This is a genomic window from Pseudomonas sp. 3-2 (assembly GCF_019710535.1).
Lineage (GTDB): Bacteria > Pseudomonadota > Gammaproteobacteria > Pseudomonadales > Pseudomonadaceae > Aquipseudomonas > Aquipseudomonas pharyngis.
The window spans coordinates 4,608,944-4,626,605 of record NZ_CP081200.1 but is presented as its reverse complement, the minus strand read 5'-3'; the positions used below and the strand labels follow the sequence as shown (position 1 = coordinate 4,626,605).

Here is a 17,662-nt window from a genome sequence, read left to right as displayed (position 1 = left end):
AGCGAGTCTTCCTAGTCGGACGGTAATTCTTCGAACAGTCGAGTGAAGACTTTCTGCCCTGTACTTGTGTCTGCTTGTGCTTGCAGCGATTTCCAATAGTTGAGGGTATTGTCCAATTGGTCGGTGTTTCTGGGGCCAATGACGATCCCGGACAGCGACGGGTTTACAAAGGAAGCGGCGAGGGCCAGTTCGTTGAGCGTTGTGGGTCTTGGTTCGAATGCGTGCGGCTCGTTGAGGAAGTCGACGAGCTTCTGTGTAAACGCCTGAGGAATATTGATGTTGCGCAATTCCATCGAACTGTTTGTCTTGGCCGCTTCGGTCTTCAGGCCGCCAAGATTGATACCGTAGGCCAGATACTTCGCATCGGGAAACCAGGCTTCGTAGGCTGCGCGAGCAGCATGGGTCTTGAGGTTCTCTTTGACCTGAATGGCCCACTTGCGAGAGAGCGACGGATCGGCCTTGTAATAAAGCTCGGGATGTCTGATACCCGAAAGACCGATACCGAGACCCTGCTGTTCAAGTCTGGACATGGCCTCGACGGTATCTGCAATGGTCGCGCCGTCGATGTCGTCCTCTGCGCGATTGTCCCAGTGGATCGAAACGCAGGAAAGTGCCGAACCAAATTGACTGTGCAGGGTACTCGATGCGCGATCTATATCATCCGGGCTCAGACTGACTTCAGGCGAGCCCATATTGTCCTTCGAGCCGATTTTGACAGTCAGTGCGAGTTTGGAGCTGGTGTTTTGCCTGACCCAGTCAGCAATCCAGCGAACAGCGAGACCGAAGTCCTCCTGACGCTTGTTGATAGGGTAGTTCGTCGCGGTGTCGACCATTGTTCCGCCGCTGAGCAAAAACTGCTCAAGCAACTCATATGCCTGGGCACGTTCAATACCCCAGCCCCAGAGGGCGGTACCCAATATCAACTGTTTATGGTCTGGCGAAAGACTCGTGTTCTTCATGCTTCACGCTTTGAGTTGTTCAGGCGTTGGCGCAGGGAAAACATCGCTTTGAGGTACTCGATGGTCAGTTTGAGCACTTTCACCTTCGAGTTCGGATCATCAGTCCAGGTGACCGGCAAGTCCATCACGCGGTATTTCAAGTGTTCCCCGGTGATCAGCAACTCGGTTGCAAAAAACCATCCGTCACTGTTGGCGCCTGTCTGCATCAAAGGGGCGAGAACACTGCGCTGGAGAAATTTGAACCCGCACATCCCATCGCTGAATGACGTTCGGAAAATCAGTTTGACGATGAGGTTAAAGCCAAAGCTGGTAACGTTTCTGAGGGGTTTGCGTCCGATGACCTTGGCGCCTTTGGCCAGGCGCGAGCCAGTCACAATATCTGCCTTGTTGGCTTTCAGCGCTTCGAGCGCCGGGCGCAGGTGGCTCAAGTCGGTGGCCAGGTCGAGATCCATGTAGCCGACGATGTCGGCGCTCGATTGTGTCCAGGACGCTTTTAGCGCACGACCGACTCCGCGCTGTTCAAGGCGCAGGTAGCGAACGTCGGACAGGCTTTTTTGCAGCTCCAGAGCAATTTCTTGAGTTCGGTCGGTGGATCCATTATCCGCGAGGACAATGCGGATGATGCCGATATCGCTCAGGTTGGTTTGAATATAATCGTGGGTTTTACGAACCTGTTCCGCGAGCGTTGACTCTTCGTTCAGGACCGGAATAGTAATTTCAATCAGCGAATTCATTGTGCTTGCTCGGAAGAGGTGGTTTGCGTGCCGGACAGGTTTTCAGTCTCGAGCTTTTCCAGCACGTCATAAATATTGTCGATCTTGCCACCCAGGATGGAATAACAGCCCGGGAGGGTTTCGTGTTTCTCGAACAAAATAGGTCGGCCGTCGTCGCCTTCATTTTTGCTGAGAATGGTTTTGACCTCGAAGAGTGAGTCGACGTATTCGGAGCCCAGTACTGAAGGCAAGTAGCGCCCAATATCGCGAATCATCCGATCCACGCGTGTATCCCTTTGATAGGTGTCCAGCTTTTGGTAGGGATTTGTATTAGGGTCGTCGGCCCAATGCAGGTGGGGCGTGTAGCGAACATGCGAAACCGTATGCAAGCCACGAGCTGGAAAGGGCATAACGGAAAAGAACGGTCCATCCATTACGGTGATACCCAGATCGCTCAGTGCTGGCGGCATTCGCATGAGCGCCATTTCGGTAATTTCCTGTTTCAACGCAGTGCGAGTGCCAGGAAAGTCGCCGCCAAACTGGTTCAGACCACTGTAGGTGCAGTTGAAGACGTATCGAGCGCTGATCTGTTCCCGATCTTTGCCGTCGGGGGCCAGGGTAATGTTCAGCGATTGGTTCGGGCTGTTGGCAATGGCCACGGCCTGGGTATTCAGGCGAATGCGCACACCGCTCTCCTGCAGTTCACGTATTGCCCATCTCGCCAGTTGAGTCGAGTCGAATGCGTACTCTTCAACCAGAAAAACCTCTTCGATCAGCCTTGGCTCGAATAGTGATCGAAGCGCAGGGCTGGCCAGCTCGATTTTTGCCCCAATTTCCCTGTAAAAGCGTTCGAACTGGTTGGCAGTAACCTTCGAATTGCGTCGTGCGATTGCATACAGCTTGGTGAAGTCCTGTTTTACGGCTTCAGGCCAGTCTTGAACGAATTTCGGAAGGTTGACCCGGCTGCGGTATGCCGTGGTGAAACTGCGCGGGTAGTGGTAGCCATTGTGTACGCGAGCCTGATTGTTATAAGAGGCCCGGCTCAACAGCGAAGATTCACGCTCGATAAGCATGACCTGTTTCATGCCGCGTTGTCTGGCAAGGTAAACCGCGATCGCTGCGCCGTAGAACCCCCCTCCTACAACGACCGCATCCTGCATATTGGTCGTCGACATCACGCCACTCGGCCTGAGGAGGATTGAGGCGTCTCGGGCGATGCGACCTCTTCGATATTCAGTTTTTCCCGGCGGGTTATGCGCGCGCTGGTGAACTCCTGGGCAATATGATAGAGCGGACCTTCATTGGTCAGGCTGGTCATGTGCAGGATGTATTCGCCCAGTACCAGGAGCACCAGCGAAATCAGGAAAAACATGCCGGATTGTTGTAAGGAGAGACTGATCCAGCCCGGTGCAATGTCTGTTTTGAGAAAGCCGCTGGCGACCACATAGAAGCTGTAAATGAGATTCGCGACTGCGCCAAACAGCGAAAGGGAAGTAACCAGCCGCATGGGCGCCCGAGTGGTCGACACCAACAGGAGCATGCCCCGATCAATACTTTCGCGCAGACGTTTCTTCTGTGTTACTCGAGGGCTGGAACTGTAGTTCAGATTGGCACGGGCAAAACCGCCTGTCGCCGGGAGGTGGCGATAGGTTACCGAAGGTTGAGGGTGCTGCAGGATGAAATTGATGACGCGCTTGCTGAGCACCCGATATTGCGGGGCCTCGGTGGCAAGATGTATGCCGTTGAACGATTTGTATACTTTGTTGAAGACCGAATAGGCGACTTCGTAAGCGAGACTTTGTGCGGGTTTCTGTTTGTTCTTGGCGAAAACCACGTCGGCGCCGCTGACTGCCTTGTCGAGCATCTCAGGCAAGAAAGCGATGTCATCGACTAGCGGATCGATCACTGCGACGAAATCGCCCAGAGCGTTTTCCAGGCCAGCCCACGATGCGGTATCGGCATCGACTTCTTTGGTCAGTGCATAGACTTGCAAGTTGGGCAGACCGTTTTCGCCGGTCAGGCTTTTTAGTATCGATATGCTGTCGTCATCCGAAGCGTTATCGACAACAATAAGTTCATAGTCGCTAACGAGCGTGGACATCCGTTCAACTGCGTCTGCCAGGATACTTCCAATATGGTTAGATTGGTTGCGCACTACAAAGACAACCGAAAGAAATACCGGAAAAAATACCATTTACAGTCCCTCGAGACGTCAGCCATCGGCTGTCGTCCATCATTTCGAAAAAAAGCCCGTAATCTTAATCTGCAAGGTAGGTCGCGTCATCCTTTTCATTCATGGCCTTTTGCACGAAAACTTGCAAAATACAGCCCATCCGCCACTCACGACGATTGCTGTCGGCCATCCGAGGTGCAATCCGTCGTGTATCCTTAGCCGTTTTGGTGCACCGGGCGCGGCCTGCCGCCGTCTCCCCTCATTTGCCAGCTCACTTGTTTTCTCAAAGAGAGCGTGGGGCATCACGTGTGACACGTTTTACCTTTTGGAGTGATGTACTCGATGATTTTCTGGTGGCTCATACCTGCTATCTGCGGCCTTTCGTTTGCATTGACTGCCGGCCTTCGCCGATATGCGTTGGCCCGCAGCATGCTCGACGTGCCGAATGATCGCAGCTCTCACGCCGTTCCCACTCCGCGTGGCGGTGGGGTATCGATCGTCGTGACCTTTTTGTCTGGCCTGGTGGCAATATGGTCAGCAGGGTTGATCGATTCCGGCTTTTTTCTGGGCGCTGCCGGTGCGGGCGCCTTGGTGGCTGTGATCGGATTCATGGATGATCATGGCCATATTGCGGCTCGCTGGCGTCTGCTCGGCCATTTTGCTGCGGCGGCCTGGGTGTTGTGGTGGACCGGCGGACTGGCACCGGTGGAAGTGTTTGGTATGACCTTGGATCCGGGCTGGGTCAGCAATGTCTTCGCACTTTTTTATCTGGTATGGATGTTGAACCTTTACAATTTCATGGACGGAATCGACGGCCTGGCCAGCGTCGAGGCAATCAGTGTCTGTGGTTCAGCCTGCCTTCTCTATTGGATCACCGGTCATGAGGGCTTTATCTGGGCACCATTGCTGTTGGCAATGTCGGTCCTGGGGTTTCTGGTCTGGAATTTTCCACCGGCAAAAATTTTTATGGGTGATGCCGGAAGCGGATTTCTGGGAATCATTTTGGGGGTCCTTGCATTACAGGCGGCATCGCTCAACCCGGATCTCTTGTGGGCATGGCTGATCCTGCCGGGCGTGTTTATCGTCGATGCGACGTTTACGTTGCTCAGGCGTTTGCTGCGAGGCGAGAAGGTGTATGAAGCTCATCGAAGTCATGCCTACCAGTACGCCTCGCGGGCTTATGGAAGGCATTTGCCGGTGACTATTGCCGTGGCGTTGATCAATGTGCTGTGGCTACTGCCGGTTGCCATCGCCGTGGTAGTGACGGGGCTGGATGGAGCGACAGGCCTGATAATTGCCTATGTGCCATTGCTGGTTCTGGCGGTGAAGTTTCATGCGGGTGAGTATGAAGTCAAAACTGTGCGGGGCAAGGATCGTTAGACAAAATCCGTCTGGCCTCTAATTATTACGTACAATGAAGGCGGATTAAGTAGGCCAACGTGCCTGGTCGGTTGAGGTTTATGGATAAATTACGCGCCTTTTTGTTAGGTTTGCCACGCAGGCAAAAACGACTGATTCAAGTTGCCACAGATGTGTTTCTGGTCTGGGGGTCTCTTTGGCTTGCGTTCATCGTCCGGCTCGGCATCGACGATATGTACAACCCGCTTAAAGTACATTTCTGGTTGTTCGTCAGTGCTCCGATCGTTGCAATCCCGCTTTTCATTCGCTTCGGAATGTACCGTGCAGTCATGCGTTACTTCGGTAACGATGCGCTGATCGCGATCGTCAAGGCCGTCAGTCTTTCATCGCTGATCCTGGCGCTGGTGGTTTATTGGTACAGCAACCACGAGGCCGTGGTTCCCCGCTCCATCATTTTCAACTATTGGTGGCTCAGTCTCGTCATCATAGGCGGTTTGCGCCTGTGCATGCGCCAATACTTCATGGGCGACTGGTTTACCGCAGCCCAGCACGTGCCCTTCACCAACCGCGACGACGGGCTGACCAAAGTGGCAGTGTACGGTGCCGGCGTGGCGGGCAATCAACTGGTTGCGGCACTGCGCATGGGCCGGGTGCTGCGTCCCGTGGCGTTCATCGATGATGATCCGGGTATCTCAGACCGCTCGATTTCCGGGCTGCAGGTCTACAAGCCCAAACATATCCAGCAAATGATCGACGTGACCGGTGCCCAGGAAATTCTTCTGGCACTGCCTTCCTCGACTCGTGCCCGTCGTCGGGAAATTCTCAACCTGCTGGAAGGTTTTCCGCTGCACGTTCGCAGCGTTCCCAACTTTACTGACCTGGCCAGTGGCCGGGTAAAAGTCGAAGACATTCAAGAAGTCGATATTGCCGACCTGCTGGGGCGTGACTCAGTGCCGGCTCAGCCGGATTTGCTCGAACGCTGCATCAAGGGCAAGACGGTGATGGTCACCGGCGCAGGGGGATCCATCGGTTCTGAACTGTGCCGGCAGATATTTTCGTTGCAGCCGACGACGCTTCTGCTGTTCGAACATAGCGAATTCAACCTCTACAGCATTCTCTCGGAGCTCGAGCAGCGTGGCAGTCGTGAGTCGACGCCCGTTCGTTTGCTGCCAATTCTCGGCTCGATCCGCCATCAGGACAAACTGCTGGATGTGATGAAAACCTGGAAGGTCGACACCGTTTACCACGCGGCGGCCTACAAGCATGTGCCGATGGTCGAGCACAATATCGCCGAAGGCGTGTTGAATAACGTGATCGGTACGCTCAATACGGCACAGGCGGCGTTGCAGTCGGGCGTTTCGAATTTCGTGCTGATCTCGACCGACAAGGCCGTTCGTCCGACCAACGTCATGGGCAGTACCAAGCGTCTGGCGGAGCTCACGCTTCAGGCATTGAGTCGAGAAGTTGCGCCAGTGTTGTTCGGCGACAAGGCCAACGTTTCACGCGTCAACAAAACCCGCTTCACCATGGTCCGCTTCGGCAACGTACTGGGCTCGTCCGGTTCGGTGATCCCACTGTTTCACAGTCAAATCAAGTCCGGCGGCCCTCTGACGGTCACCCACCCGAAAATCACCCGCTACTTCATGACGATCCCGGAAGCCGCCCAACTGGTGATTCAGGCGGGCTCCATGGGGCAGGGCGGCGATGTGTTCGTGCTGGATATGGGCGAGCCGGTAAGAATCGTGGAACTGGCCGAGAAAATGATTCATTTGTCCGGTTTGAGCATACGTTCCGAACGCAATCCGCAGGGCGATATTTCCATCGAGTTCACGGGGTTGCGTCCCGGTGAAAAGCTCTATGAAGAACTGCTGATTGGCGACAATGTTGCCGCGACGCCGCATCCGATGATCATGACGGCCAATGAGGACCACTTGCCTTGGGATGTTCTTAAATCCCGGTTGGGAGAGCTGCTCGCTGCTGTCGATGCAGATGATTACTCCCGAGTCCGCCAACTCCTGCGCGAAACCGTCAGTGGTTATACCCCCGACGGCGAGATCGTCGACTGGATTTATCAGCAGCGCCGTCTCGAACCCTGATTGTTTCACATCCTGTAACGGACGCATTTTTGACTTGTCCCGATCATCGCCTAAGTTTGGAGAGCAGCTTCGGAAAAGCTGCTTTCTCAATTGATGAAGGAGCGTCACTTATGCGTACCGGATATTTCTACTCCCTGATTTTTGCCCTGCTGACCAGCGCCTCTATTGCTGCCATTGCTGCGCCTCTGGGTTCTTCAGAAGCGAACAAGGCACCCGTGGTGATGGACGCGTCAGCCACTTCTGAAAATCAGAAGGTCGATCTGAACGGTGCCGACGCGGCCACTCTGCAAAAGGAATTGGCAGGCGTGGGCGAGGCCAAGGCGAAAGCGATTGTTGCTTATCGTGAAACAAACGGGCCGTTTGCGTCCGTGGATGAGCTGCTGGAAGTGAAGGGGATCGGCAAGGCGATCCTGGATCGCAATCGCGACAAGCTGGAAGTGAACTAAGCTGATTGTTCAACGCCAAGGGGCCGGTCATTGACCGGCCCTTTTTGCTTCCAGGTGGAGCACAGCACAGGAGGGCGACAGCCTTTCCGTCGGGAAATAGAAAATTATGGCTGTCATATTGCCTTGAGATTATGCCTATAATAATTTCAGTCGCCACTGTAGCGTTCTGCTTTTTAGCGGTCGTTCATTCCTAACGCATCCCAGGAGTATCGTCATGAATTCACCGAAATCCCAAGGCACGGCGCTGGTCACGGGCGCTTCTTCCGGCATCGGTGCCGTGTATGCCGAGCGATTGGCGGCGCGTGGTTTCGATCTGCTGCTGGTCGCTCGTGACAAGGCGCGTCTGGAATCGGCTGCGAGCAAACTGCGAGACGTCCATGGCGTTCAGGTTGAAGTGCTCAAGGCCGATCTGACGCAGAAGGAGGAAGTGATCAAGCTTGAGCAGCGTCTGCGCAGCGATTCCAGTATCAGCCTGCTGGTCAACAATGCGGGAGTAGCGGTCAACGGATTGCTGGCCAACGCCGACCCGGACGAGCTGGAGAAACTGATTCAGTTGAACGTCACGACGCTCACCCGACTGGCCTCGGCCGCTGCCGCGGCATTCACCAACGCCGGGCGTGGCACGATCATCAACATTGCATCCGTGGTCGCCTTGTTCCCCGAGCGCTTCAACGCCACCTACAGCGCCAGCAAGGCTTACGTGTTGAGCCTCTCCCAAACGCTGAATGCGGAACTCGAAGGCACAGGTGTCAAGGTGCAAGCGGTTCTGCCTGGAGTGACGCGCACCGAAATCTGGGAGCGTTCGGGTCTGGATGCCACCAATATTCCGGCGGAAATGGTCATGGAAGCGGGCGAGATGGTCGATGCCGCGCTGTCCGGTCTGGATCAGGGCGAGCTCGTCACGATTCCTTCGCTGCCCGATGCCGGGGAATGGCAAGCCTTCGTCGCTGCCCGTCATGTGATGGCGCCCAACCTGTCCCACAGCTCGGCAGCCAGTCGTTACAAGTAAATCAAGTCGAGAGAGGTCAACCCGATATGGATCAGCGTCGAGTAGTTGTCACGGGTATGGGCCTGGTATCGCCCTTGGGAAGCGGCGTCGAAGTGGTCTGGCAGCGCTTGCTGGCCGGGCGTTCGGGATTGCGAAACTTGCCGGAAGCGGTGATTGCCGATCTACCGACCCGGGTTGGCGGTGCGGTGCCGACGATGGAGGAGGACGCCGAAGCGGGTTTCGATCCTGACCGTGCCACGCCGCCCAAAGAACAGAAGAAAATGGATCGTTTCATTCTGTTCGCGATGGAGGCTGCACGGCAGGCGCTTGAACAGGCCGGCTGGCACCCGACCGAATCCGGCGCTCAGGAACGCACCGCCACGATCATCGGCTCCGGTGTCGGCGGCTTCGGCGCTATCGCCGATGCGGTACGCACCACCGACAGCCGTGGTCCGCGACGGTTGTCGCCGTTCACCATTCCCTCGTTTCTGGTCAATCTCGCCGCAGGGCATGTCTCGATCCAGCACGGTCTCAAGGGCCCGCTCGGTGCGCCGGTCACCGCGTGTGCCGCCGGGGTGCAGGCGATCGGTGATGCGGCCCGGCTGATTCGTGCCGGTGAGGCCGACATCGCGGTGTGCGGCGGTGCGGAAGCCTGCATCGATCGCGTCAGTCTTGCCGGTTTTGCGGCAGCGCGGGCTTTGTCCAGTGGCTACAACGACACGCCTGAGCGCGCCTCGCGTCCGTTCGACAGCGGACGTGACGGTTTCGTGATGGGCGAGGGCGCCGGTCTGCTGGTGATCGAGTCGCTGGAGCACGCACTGGCGCGCGGCGCACAGCCGCTGGCCGAACTGGTCGGTTATGGCACCAGCGCCGACGCCTATCACCTGACCGCCGGGCCGGAAGACGGCAGCGGTGCACGGCGGGCGATGACAGTGGCGCTGGCCCAGGCCGGTATAGCGCCGGATCAGGTGCAGCATCTGAATGCGCATGCGACCTCGACACCGGTGGGCGACCTCGGTGAGCTGGCGGCGATCAAGTCGGTTTTTGGCGCACAAAACTCAATTGCCGTGACCTCGACCAAATCCGCGACGGGGCATTTGCTCGGTGCGGCGGGAGGTCTGGAAGCGATCTTCACGCTGTTGGCGATCCGCGATCAGATCGTTCCGCCCACCCTTAATCTGGAAAATCCCGATCCGGCAAGCGAAGGCGTAGACATCGTCCACGGTCAGGCGCGGTCGATGCCGATCGAGTATGCGTTGTCCAACGGGTTCGGTTTCGGCGGGGTCAATGCCAGCGTGCTGTTCAAGCGCTGGCAGGCTTAGTCTTCGGAGCGTTTGAGGTGTTCGCGGGTGACGTCGAGGATTTGCTGCGCAAATTCAGGATCCGCGACACTGCGTGACAGCAGGAGCGCCCCGGCCAGTGTCGCCATGATGACGATGCTGCGCTCGGCGGCGTTCTCGCCTTCAAGGGTGCCTTCGATCTGGTCCAGGCGAGCCTTGAGCACTTCATCGCTGGTCGGGCTCGGCTGGCCGCGCAATCCCAACTCCGATGAAATGGTCAGCAGTGGGCAGCCTTCATGCGGCGTGGTCTGGTGCCATTCGGACAGGTAGGTGTCGATGAACAGCTCAAGCGGGTTTTCCTGGGCGAAGATCTCCGCACACAAGCCAGCCACTTGATCTCCGGCCGCTTGCAGGGCTTTTTCAACGAGTTCGTCCTTGGACTTGAAGTGCGAGTAGAAACCGCCGTGCGTCAGGCCCAGCGCTTTCATCAATGGCTGCAGTCCGGTCGCACCGATGCCGTCCTTGCGAAAACGCTCGGAAGCTTCCTTGATAATGCGCTGATGGGTCTGGGCTTTATGATCCTGCGAGTAACGCATTTAAACTCTCCGCAACAAGATCGCCATCTTAACCAATGGGAATTGGATGGTGACTGTACTTCTACTTCTAAAAAAACGCCCGGTCACTCCGACATGTTCGTAACAGCCATCAACGGTTGGCACGGATAGTGGTTGCAGCTTGCAAAGTTGCCATCACTTGAGGAGCAGGAGAATCATGTACAAAGACTACCCGGCCGCCTATCAGGTCAGCAAAGGCTCGGCGTTGCAGGTCGATACACCTTTCTACGAACGGATTCGCGACCGCAAGGACGGGCGCACGCTGATCGAGCAATTCGAGGTGCCGATCCGCACCGGCCGCGCCTGGCACGTGCCGGCGGGGCATGTGTTTCGCGTCACCACACCGGTCGGGCCCCAGGTGGGCGATTTCAATGTGTGGAACGCACATGATCCGCGCGAACGGATGTGGGCGGCGCGCACCCGGCAATTGCAGGGCGCGCATGTCAGCACCCACGATCGCCTCTGGTCGAACCTGCCTTTCCTGCGACCTCTGGTGACCATCACCGATGACAGCCTGGCCGACTATGGCATCGACGAGCACGGCGGGCGCCTGCACGATTTGCTCGGCACGCGCTGCGATCCCTATGTGAACAAAATGCTCACCGGCGAGGATTTCCATCATCACTGCCATTCCAATCTGACTCGCGCCGTACTTCCGCATGGCCTGACCGAGTTCGATGTGCATGACGTGCTGAACATCTTCCAGTGCACCGGCCTGAATCACGATGACCTGTATTTCATGAAGGCCTGCCCGGCGCAGAAGGGCGATTACCTGGAGTTCTTCGCCGAAATCGACTTGCTGTGCGCGTTGTCGACCTGTCCGGGTGGTGACTTGTCTTTGGCGATGTGGGGGCCGGATGCGCAGGATCCGCTGACCGTGTGCCGCCCGCTCGGGGTGGAAATCTATCGTCTGGACGATGCGCTGCTCGAAGGCTGGAGCCAGCCGGAACGTGCGGCGTACAAAGGCCTGCATGGCTTGCACATCGCCAAGGCCGACTGGGAAAAATAATCGCGACAAAAAACAAACCCCGCCGATTCAGGCGGGGTTTTCGTTCAGCGGTCCTGCGCGTCCTTGATGTCCGCTTCGGCGTTGCGTTCAGCGACGCGCTTGCGTTGTTCATCGGTCAGTTCGACCTTGTTGGCGGTGTCACGCAACATCATCAGACCGCCGACGATCGAGCCGATTGCAACGACCAGAATCAACCAGGCATACCAGGGCATAACGGCTCTCCTTAAGGCAGGTCGACGGGCGAGGGTTTCGCCGTGCAACGCTGCATACCACTTTGAGCGAAGTGCATTCGCAGTGGTTCCATTCTAGGCCGGTTATGCCCGTCGTGGTTTACCGTCCGGTGAGCATGGCGTCTGCCGGGGCGTTGGCGCGCAACTGGCCGGTCAACAGGAAGTAGCCGAAACCGACGGCCATGAAACCGAGGAAGATCAGTCCGATCAACGCATTGAACCAGGCCATCGCCACCAGACACACCACGGCCAGCACCAGTGCAATCAATGGAATCAGCGGATAGCACGGCGCACGGAAGGTGCGCTCCAGATTCGGTTCGGATTTACGCAGCTTGAACAGGCTGAGCATGCTCATGATGTACATCACGATCGCGCCGAACACCGCCATGGTGATCATCGCGGCAGTGAGGGTCATGCCGCCCAGATTGATCAGGCCGTCGCTGTAGATCGCCGCGATGCCGATCACGCCGCCGGCGATGATGGCGCGGTGCGGGGTCTGGAAGCGCGACAGTTTCGCCAGCGAGGCGGGCAGATAACCGGCGCGGGCGAGGGCGAAGAACTGCCGTGAGTAGCCAAGAATGATGCCGTGGAAACTCGCCACCAGCCCGAACAGACCGATCCACACCAGCATGTGCAGCCAGCCGGAGTTGTCGCCGACCACCGCTTTCATTGCCTGAGGCAGCGGGTCGTTGATGTTCGACAGGGTGCGCCAGTCACCGACGCCACCGGCGAAGAACATCACGCCCATGGCCAGCAACACCAAGGTCAGAATGCCGCTGATGTAGGCCTTGGGAATCGTGCGTTTCGGGTCCTTGGCTTCTTCGGCCGCCATGGCTGCGCCTTCGATGGCGAGGAAAAACCAGATCGCAAACGGAATTGCCGCGAACATCCCGGCAATCGCCGGAGCACCGAAGATGTCCGAGCCGGCCCAGCCATTGAGCGCAAAGTTGCTGAAACTGAACGCCGGGGCGACCACGCCCATGAACACCAATAGCTCGGCGACGGCCAGGACGCAGACGATCAACTCGAAGGTCGCGGCCAGTTTCACCCCGAGAATATTCAGACCCATAAAGACGATGTACGCGCCGACCGCCGCGTGTTTCGGATCGAGCGCCGGAAACTGCACGTTCAGGTACGCGCCAATCGCCAAGGCAATCGCCGGCGGAGCAAAGACGAATTCGATCAGCGTCGCCAGTCCGGCAATCAGCCCGCCTTTTTCACCGAAGGCGCGGCGACTGTAGGCAAACGGCCCGCCCGCGTGAGGGATCGCCGTGGTCAGTTCGGTGAAGCTGAAGATGAAACAGGTGTACATGGTCGCGACCATGAACGAAGTCACCAGGAAACCCAGGGTTCCCGCTACGCCCCAGCCATAACTCCAGCCGAAATACTCCCCGGAAATCACCAGCCCCACCGCAATGCCCCACAGGTGCAAGGTGCCCAGCGTGGGTTTGAGTTGTGTGTTCATGTGTTTTGCTCCCTGAACGGTTTGGAAAGCTCGGGGAAGGGCGTGTGCAGTGGCCGTGCCATTTTGCATTGGCGGGTCGTAATAGGCTGAAAGCTGTCGTATCGGGGATGTTCGCGGCGCAATGCCCACAAAATTGTGCGCCAGTTGGGTGCGATGTTGTTTGTGCTGCCGTCTTCGCGGGCAAGCCCGCTCCCACATTCTGAAATGCGCTCGTCCAAACAACGCATACCCCTGTGAGAGCGGGCTTGGTCCGGGCGGCGATCCGACGAAGAGTCCCGCCCGCACGACGCAAAACTTTGCTGTAACGCCCGCGTAAACCCACTCTTTACGCTTTCTTTATGCCCCGCCCACACCCTCGCTCTCGTTCCTTTACAGCCTCCTTTCCGACAATGCCTCCACACGCGGCAATACGCCGTAACACGGAGATCTTCCATGAGCGTTCTGGACGGGGTGTCACTGCTGCTGGCAGTGGGGCTGTTCATTTATCTGTTGGTTGCGCTGTTGCGCGCGGATCGGACTTAGGAGCGGCTATGCACAGTTATGACTATTGGCTGATCCTCGCTTTCTTCGCGGTGGTCTTGCTGCCGGCGCCGTTCCTCGGGCGCTTCTACTACAAGGTGATGGAGGGCCAGCGCACCTGGCTGACGCCGATTCTCGGCCCGGTCGAGCGCGGCTGTTACCGCATCGCCGGGGTCAATCCGCAGGACGAACAGAGCTGGCAGAAGTACACGCTGGCGCTGCTGGCGTTCAACCTTGCCGGTTTCCTGCTGCTGTTCGCGATCCTGCTGTTTCAGGATCACCTGCCGCTGAACCCGCAAAACCTGCCGGGCCAGGAGTGGACCCTCGCGTTCAACACCGCCGTCAGTTTCATGACCAACACCAACTGGCAGGCCTACAGCGGCGAAGCGTCGCTCAGCTACCTGAGCCAGATGGTCGGCCTCACCGTGCAGAACTTCGTCAGCGCCGCCACCGGCCTCGCCGTACTGGTTGCGCTGTGCCGTGGCATTGGGCGCAAGTCCACCAAAACCCTCGGCAACTTCTGGGTAGACATGACCCGCGCCACCCTCTACGGCTTGCTGCCGCTGTGCCTGCTGCTGGCGCTGTACCTGGTGTGGCAGGGCGTGCCGCAAACCTTCGCCCAATATGTGAATGCAGTGACGATGCAGGGCGTTGATCAGGTGATCCCGCTCGGCCCGGCCGCCAGCCAGATTGCGATCAAGCAACTGGGCACCAACGGCGGTGGTTTCTTCGGCGTCAACTCGGCGCATCCGTTCGAGAACCCGACCGCCTGGAGCAACCTGTTCGAAGTTGCGTCGATCATCCTGATCCCGGTGGCGCTGGTGTTCACCTTCGGCCACTACGTGAAGGATCTGCGTCAGAGCCGCGCCATCATCGGCTGCATGCTCGCGCTGTTCATCATCGGCGGCGCCACTTCGCTGTGGGCCGAATATCAGCCGAACCCGGCGCTGAACAACGTCGCCGTCGAACAAACCGCCCCGCTGGAAGGCAAGGAAGCGCGCTTCGGCACCACTGCCACTGTTCTTTGGTCGGTGACCACCACCGCAGCGTCGAACGGTTCGGTCAACGGCATGCATGACAGCCTCAACCCGCTCAGCGGCATGGTCGCGCTGGTGAACATGATGGTCGGCGAAGTGATCTTCGGCGGCGTCGGCGCGGGGCTCTACGGCATGTTGCTGAACGTGCTGATCGCGGTGTTCCTCGCCGGCCTGATGATCGGCCGCACCCCGGAATACCTCGGCAAGAAACTCCAGGCCCGTGAAGTGCAACTGCTGGTCGTCACCCTGCTGGTCATGCCGGTCGGCGTGCTGGTGCTGGGCGCGATTGCCGCGAGCCTGCCGGGCCCGGTGGCGGCGGTGAGCAACCCCGGCCCGCACGGTTTCAGTCAGTTGCTCTACGCCTACACCTCGGCCAGTGCCAACAACGGTTCGGCATTCGGCGGCTTCGGCGCCAACACCGCGTTCCACAACCTGATGCTCGGCCTGGGCATGTTGATCGGCCGCTTCGGTTACATCCTCCCGGTACTGGCCCTGGCCGGCAGCCTGGCGATGAAGAAAACCGCACCGATCGGCCAGAACAGCTTCCCGACCCACGGCCCGCTGTTCGTGACCCTGTTGACCGTGACCATTTTGCTGGTGGGCGGCCTGACCTTTTTGCCGACCCTCGCACTGGGCCCAATCGCCGAACATCTGAGCATGGGCTTCTAAGGAGTCAATGATGAATATGCCCGCAATCAAACCCGCCGCCGTCAAGGCGCCGGAACAAGCGAAAACCGCGATCAGCGCCCTTTGGCGTCCGGCGCTGGTGCAAGCGTTCGTCAAGCTCGACCCGCGCCAGTTGCAGCGCTCGCCGGTGATGCTGGTGGTCGAACTGACGGCGATCCTGACCACCGTGCTGTGCTTCATTCCCGACAGCAGCGTGCCGACTTTCGTCGCCGCACAAATTGCGCTGTGGCTGTGGTTCACCGTGCTGTTCGCCAACTTCGCCGAAGCGCTCGCCGAAGGTCGCGGCAAGGCCCGCGCCGACAGCCTCAAGGCTGGCAGCGAAGGCCTCAGCGCCCGACGCAAACTGGCCAACGGCAGCTTCCAAGTCGTGCCGGCCACCAGCCTGCGCAAAGGTGATGTGGTGCGCGTCGAAGCCGGGGAAATGATCCCGGGTGACGGCGAGGTCATCGAAGGTATTGCGGCGGTCAACGAAGCCGCGATCACCGGTGAATCGGCGCCGGTGATTCGTGAGTCCGGCGGCGACCGTTCCGCCGTCACCGGCAACACCCGGCTGGTGTCCGACTGGCTGCTGGTGAAGATCACTGCCAACCCCGGTGAATCGACCCTCGACCGCATGATCGCGCTGGTCGAAGGTGCCAAACGCCAGAAGACCCCGAACGAAGTGGCGCTGGACATCCTGCTGATCGGCCTGACCCTGATCTTCCTGCTGGTGGTCGTGACCCTCCAGCCATTTGCCCACTTCGCCAATGGCAGCCTGCCGCTGGTGTTCCTGGTGGCGTTATTGGTCACGCTGATTCCGACCACCATTGGCGGGCTGCTGTCGGCCATCGGTATCGCCGGGATGGATCGTCTGGTGCGCCTGAACGTGATTGCCAAATCCGGTCGTGCGGTGGAAGCGGCGGGTGACGTGCATGTGTTGCTGCTGGACAAGACCGGCACCATCACTTTCGGCAACCGTCGTTGCAGCGCGGTGTATGCGGCGCCGGGTGTGAATGCCCGTGAGCTGGCCGAAGGCGCGCTATTCGCCTCGCTGGCCGACGAAACTGCCGAAGGCAAGTCCATCGTCGAGTACCTGCGCGGCTCCAATCCGCAGCCGGAACCGGCGCCGGAAACCCTGACTGCCGTGCCGTTCAGTGCGGAAACCCGTTTGTCCGGTGTCGACTACCAGGGCCGTGTGTTCCGCAAGGGCGCGGTGGATTCGCTGCTGGCCTTCCTCGGTCAACAACGCAAGGATCTGGCCCCGGCGCTGTCCCGGGAAATCGACAAGATTGCCCAGAGCGGCGGCACCCCGTTGCTGGTCTGCGCCGACGGCAAGCTGCTTGGTGCGATCCACCTGAAAGACGTGGTCAAGCCGGGTATCCGCGAGCGTTTCGCCGAGCTGCGCAAGCTGGGAATTCGCACGGTGATGGTCACCGGCGACAACCCGCTGACTGCTGCCGCGATTGCTGCTGAAGCAGGCGTCGACGACGTGCTGGCCGAAGCGACACCTGAGAAGAAACTGGCGCGCATCCGTCACGAGCAGAACGACGGTCGGCTGGTCGCGATGTGCGGCGATGGCGCCAACGACGCACCGGCGCTGGCCCAGGCTGACGTCGGCATGGCGATGAACGACGGCACGCAAGCGGCGCGCGAAGCGGCCAACATGGTCGACCTCGACAGCGACCCGACCAAGCTGCTGGACGTGGTGCAGATCGGCAAGGAATTGCTGGTGACCCGTGGTGCGCTGACGACCTTTTCCATCGCCAACGACGTGGCCAAGTACTTCGCGATCCTGCCGGCGCTGTTTGCCGCGATCTACCCGCAACTCGGCGTGCTGAACATCATGCATTTGACCAGCCCGCAGAGCGCGATTCTGTCGGCCATCGTCTTTAACGCCTTGATTATCGTCGTGCTGATTCCGCTGGCCCTGCGCGGTGTGCGGGTGCAGGCGGCGAGTGCGGCGGCGCTGCTGCGGCGCAATTTGCTGATCTATGGCCTGGGCGGGATTCTGGTGCCGTTCGTGGGGATCAAGGCGATCGACATGCTGTTGACGGCGTTGCATCTGGTTTGAACCTGAACAGCGGTGTGCCGGGCACACCGCTTCAAGC

At 58.7% G+C, this 17,662-nt stretch carries 16 protein-coding genes; 9 read left to right on the top strand and 7 right to left on the bottom strand.

What is annotated here, in order from left to right:
- Window positions 1-11: 11 nt before the first annotated feature.
- The 4 genes from K3819_RS20890 to K3819_RS20875 are packed head-to-tail and all read right to left on the bottom strand — an operon-like array spanning window position 12 to window position 3,866.
- Complete coding sequence (locus K3819_RS20890) at window positions 12-959, bottom strand: aldo/keto reductase (RefSeq protein ID WP_221397872.1); 948 nt, start codon at window positions 957-959, stop codon at window positions 12-14.
- Window positions 956-1,693, bottom strand: coding sequence for a glycosyltransferase (locus K3819_RS20885; RefSeq protein ID WP_085612183.1), 738 nt, complete (start codon window positions 1,691-1,693; stop codon window positions 956-958). The genes K3819_RS20890 and K3819_RS20885 overlap by 4 nt, the downstream gene beginning before the upstream one ends.
- Window positions 1,690-2,847 carry an FAD-binding oxidoreductase gene (locus tag K3819_RS20880; protein ID WP_085612184.1) on the bottom strand — a complete coding sequence of 386 codons (1,158 nt, stop codon included), beginning with the start codon at window positions 2,845-2,847 and terminating at the stop codon, window positions 1,690-1,692. Before K3819_RS20880 ends, K3819_RS20885 begins: the two co-directional genes overlap by 4 nt.
- Window positions 2,847-3,866, bottom strand: a complete 1,020-nt coding sequence (locus K3819_RS20875; protein WP_085612185.1) for a glycosyltransferase — start codon at window positions 3,864-3,866, stop codon at window positions 2,847-2,849. The genes K3819_RS20880 and K3819_RS20875 overlap by 1 nt, the downstream gene beginning before the upstream one ends.
- 321 nt (window positions 3,867-4,187) lie before the next feature.
- Here K3819_RS20875 and K3819_RS20870 point away from each other — a divergent pair, with 321 nt between their 5' ends.
- The 5 genes from K3819_RS20870 to fabF all read left to right on the top strand — a co-directional run bounded on the left by K3819_RS20870 (window position 4,188) and on the right by fabF (window position 10,056).
- On the top strand, window positions 4,188-5,225 hold the full coding sequence (locus tag K3819_RS20870) for a glycosyltransferase family 4 protein (RefSeq protein ID WP_221397871.1): 1,038 nt from the start codon (window positions 4,188-4,190) through the stop codon (window positions 5,223-5,225).
- Window positions 5,226-5,305: 80 nt separating this feature from the next.
- Window positions 5,306-7,300, top strand: a complete 1,995-nt coding sequence (locus K3819_RS20865; protein ID WP_085612186.1) for a nucleoside-diphosphate sugar epimerase/dehydratase — start codon at window positions 5,306-5,308, stop codon at window positions 7,298-7,300.
- A gap of 110 nt (window positions 7,301-7,410) precedes the next feature.
- Window positions 7,411-7,746 carry a ComEA family DNA-binding protein gene (locus K3819_RS20860; protein ID WP_085612187.1) on the top strand — a complete coding sequence of 112 codons (336 nt, stop codon included), beginning with the start codon at window positions 7,411-7,413 and terminating at the stop codon, window positions 7,744-7,746.
- 214 nt (window positions 7,747-7,960) lie between these two features.
- Window positions 7,961-8,755 carry an SDR family oxidoreductase gene (locus K3819_RS20855; protein WP_221397870.1) on the top strand — a complete coding sequence of 265 codons (795 nt, stop codon included), beginning with the start codon at window positions 7,961-7,963 and terminating at the stop codon, window positions 8,753-8,755.
- 26 nt (window positions 8,756-8,781) lie between these two features.
- Complete coding sequence (gene fabF, locus K3819_RS20850) at window positions 8,782-10,056, top strand: beta-ketoacyl-ACP synthase II (protein WP_085612189.1); 1,275 nt, start codon at window positions 8,782-8,784, stop codon at window positions 10,054-10,056.
- Here the strand turns inward: fabF and K3819_RS20845 are convergent.
- Window positions 10,053-10,610, bottom strand: coding sequence for a TetR/AcrR family transcriptional regulator (locus tag K3819_RS20845; RefSeq protein ID WP_085612190.1), 558 nt, complete (start codon window positions 10,608-10,610; stop codon window positions 10,053-10,055). The two genes, fabF and K3819_RS20845, sit on opposite strands and share 4 nt — an antisense overlap.
- Window positions 10,611-10,785: 175 nt before the next feature.
- Here K3819_RS20845 and K3819_RS20840 point away from each other — a divergent pair, with 175 nt between their 5' ends.
- Window positions 10,786-11,637: a DUF1989 domain-containing protein gene (locus tag K3819_RS20840; RefSeq protein WP_085612191.1), complete on the top strand. Its 852-nt coding sequence runs from the start codon at window positions 10,786-10,788 to the stop codon at window positions 11,635-11,637.
- 44 nt (window positions 11,638-11,681) lie between these two features.
- Here the strand turns inward: K3819_RS20840 and K3819_RS20835 are convergent, their stop codons facing one another.
- Both K3819_RS20835 and eat read right to left on the bottom strand, forming a co-directional pair.
- On the bottom strand, window positions 11,682-11,849 hold the full coding sequence (locus K3819_RS20835; protein WP_007950938.1) for a DUF2897 family protein: 168 nt from the start codon (window positions 11,847-11,849) through the stop codon (window positions 11,682-11,684).
- A 118-nt stretch (window positions 11,850-11,967) separates the two neighbouring features.
- Window positions 11,968-13,332 carry an ethanolamine permease gene (gene eat, locus K3819_RS20830; RefSeq protein WP_221397869.1) on the bottom strand — a complete coding sequence of 455 codons (1,365 nt, stop codon included), beginning with the start codon at window positions 13,330-13,332 and terminating at the stop codon, window positions 11,968-11,970.
- Window positions 13,333-13,764: 432 nt separating this feature from the next.
- On the opposite strand from eat, the gene kdpF reads away from it, so the two are divergent.
- Genes kdpF through kdpB form a run of 3 tightly spaced genes read left to right on the top strand, consistent with a single transcriptional unit; the run spans window position 13,765 to window position 17,625 of the window.
- On the top strand, window positions 13,765-13,854 hold the full coding sequence (gene kdpF, locus K3819_RS20825; protein ID WP_007950940.1) for a K(+)-transporting ATPase subunit F: 90 nt from the start codon (window positions 13,765-13,767) through the stop codon (window positions 13,852-13,854).
- An 8-nt stretch (window positions 13,855-13,862) separates the two neighbouring features.
- Window positions 13,863-15,557: a potassium-transporting ATPase subunit KdpA gene (kdpA, locus tag K3819_RS20820; RefSeq protein WP_039770510.1), complete on the top strand. Its 1,695-nt coding sequence runs from the start codon at window positions 13,863-13,865 to the stop codon at window positions 15,555-15,557.
- Window positions 15,558-15,567: 10 nt separating this feature from the next.
- Complete coding sequence (gene kdpB, locus K3819_RS20815; RefSeq protein ID WP_221397868.1) at window positions 15,568-17,625, top strand: potassium-transporting ATPase subunit KdpB; 2,058 nt, start codon at window positions 15,568-15,570, stop codon at window positions 17,623-17,625.
- The last annotated feature ends 37 nt before the right edge of the window (window positions 17,626-17,662 follow it).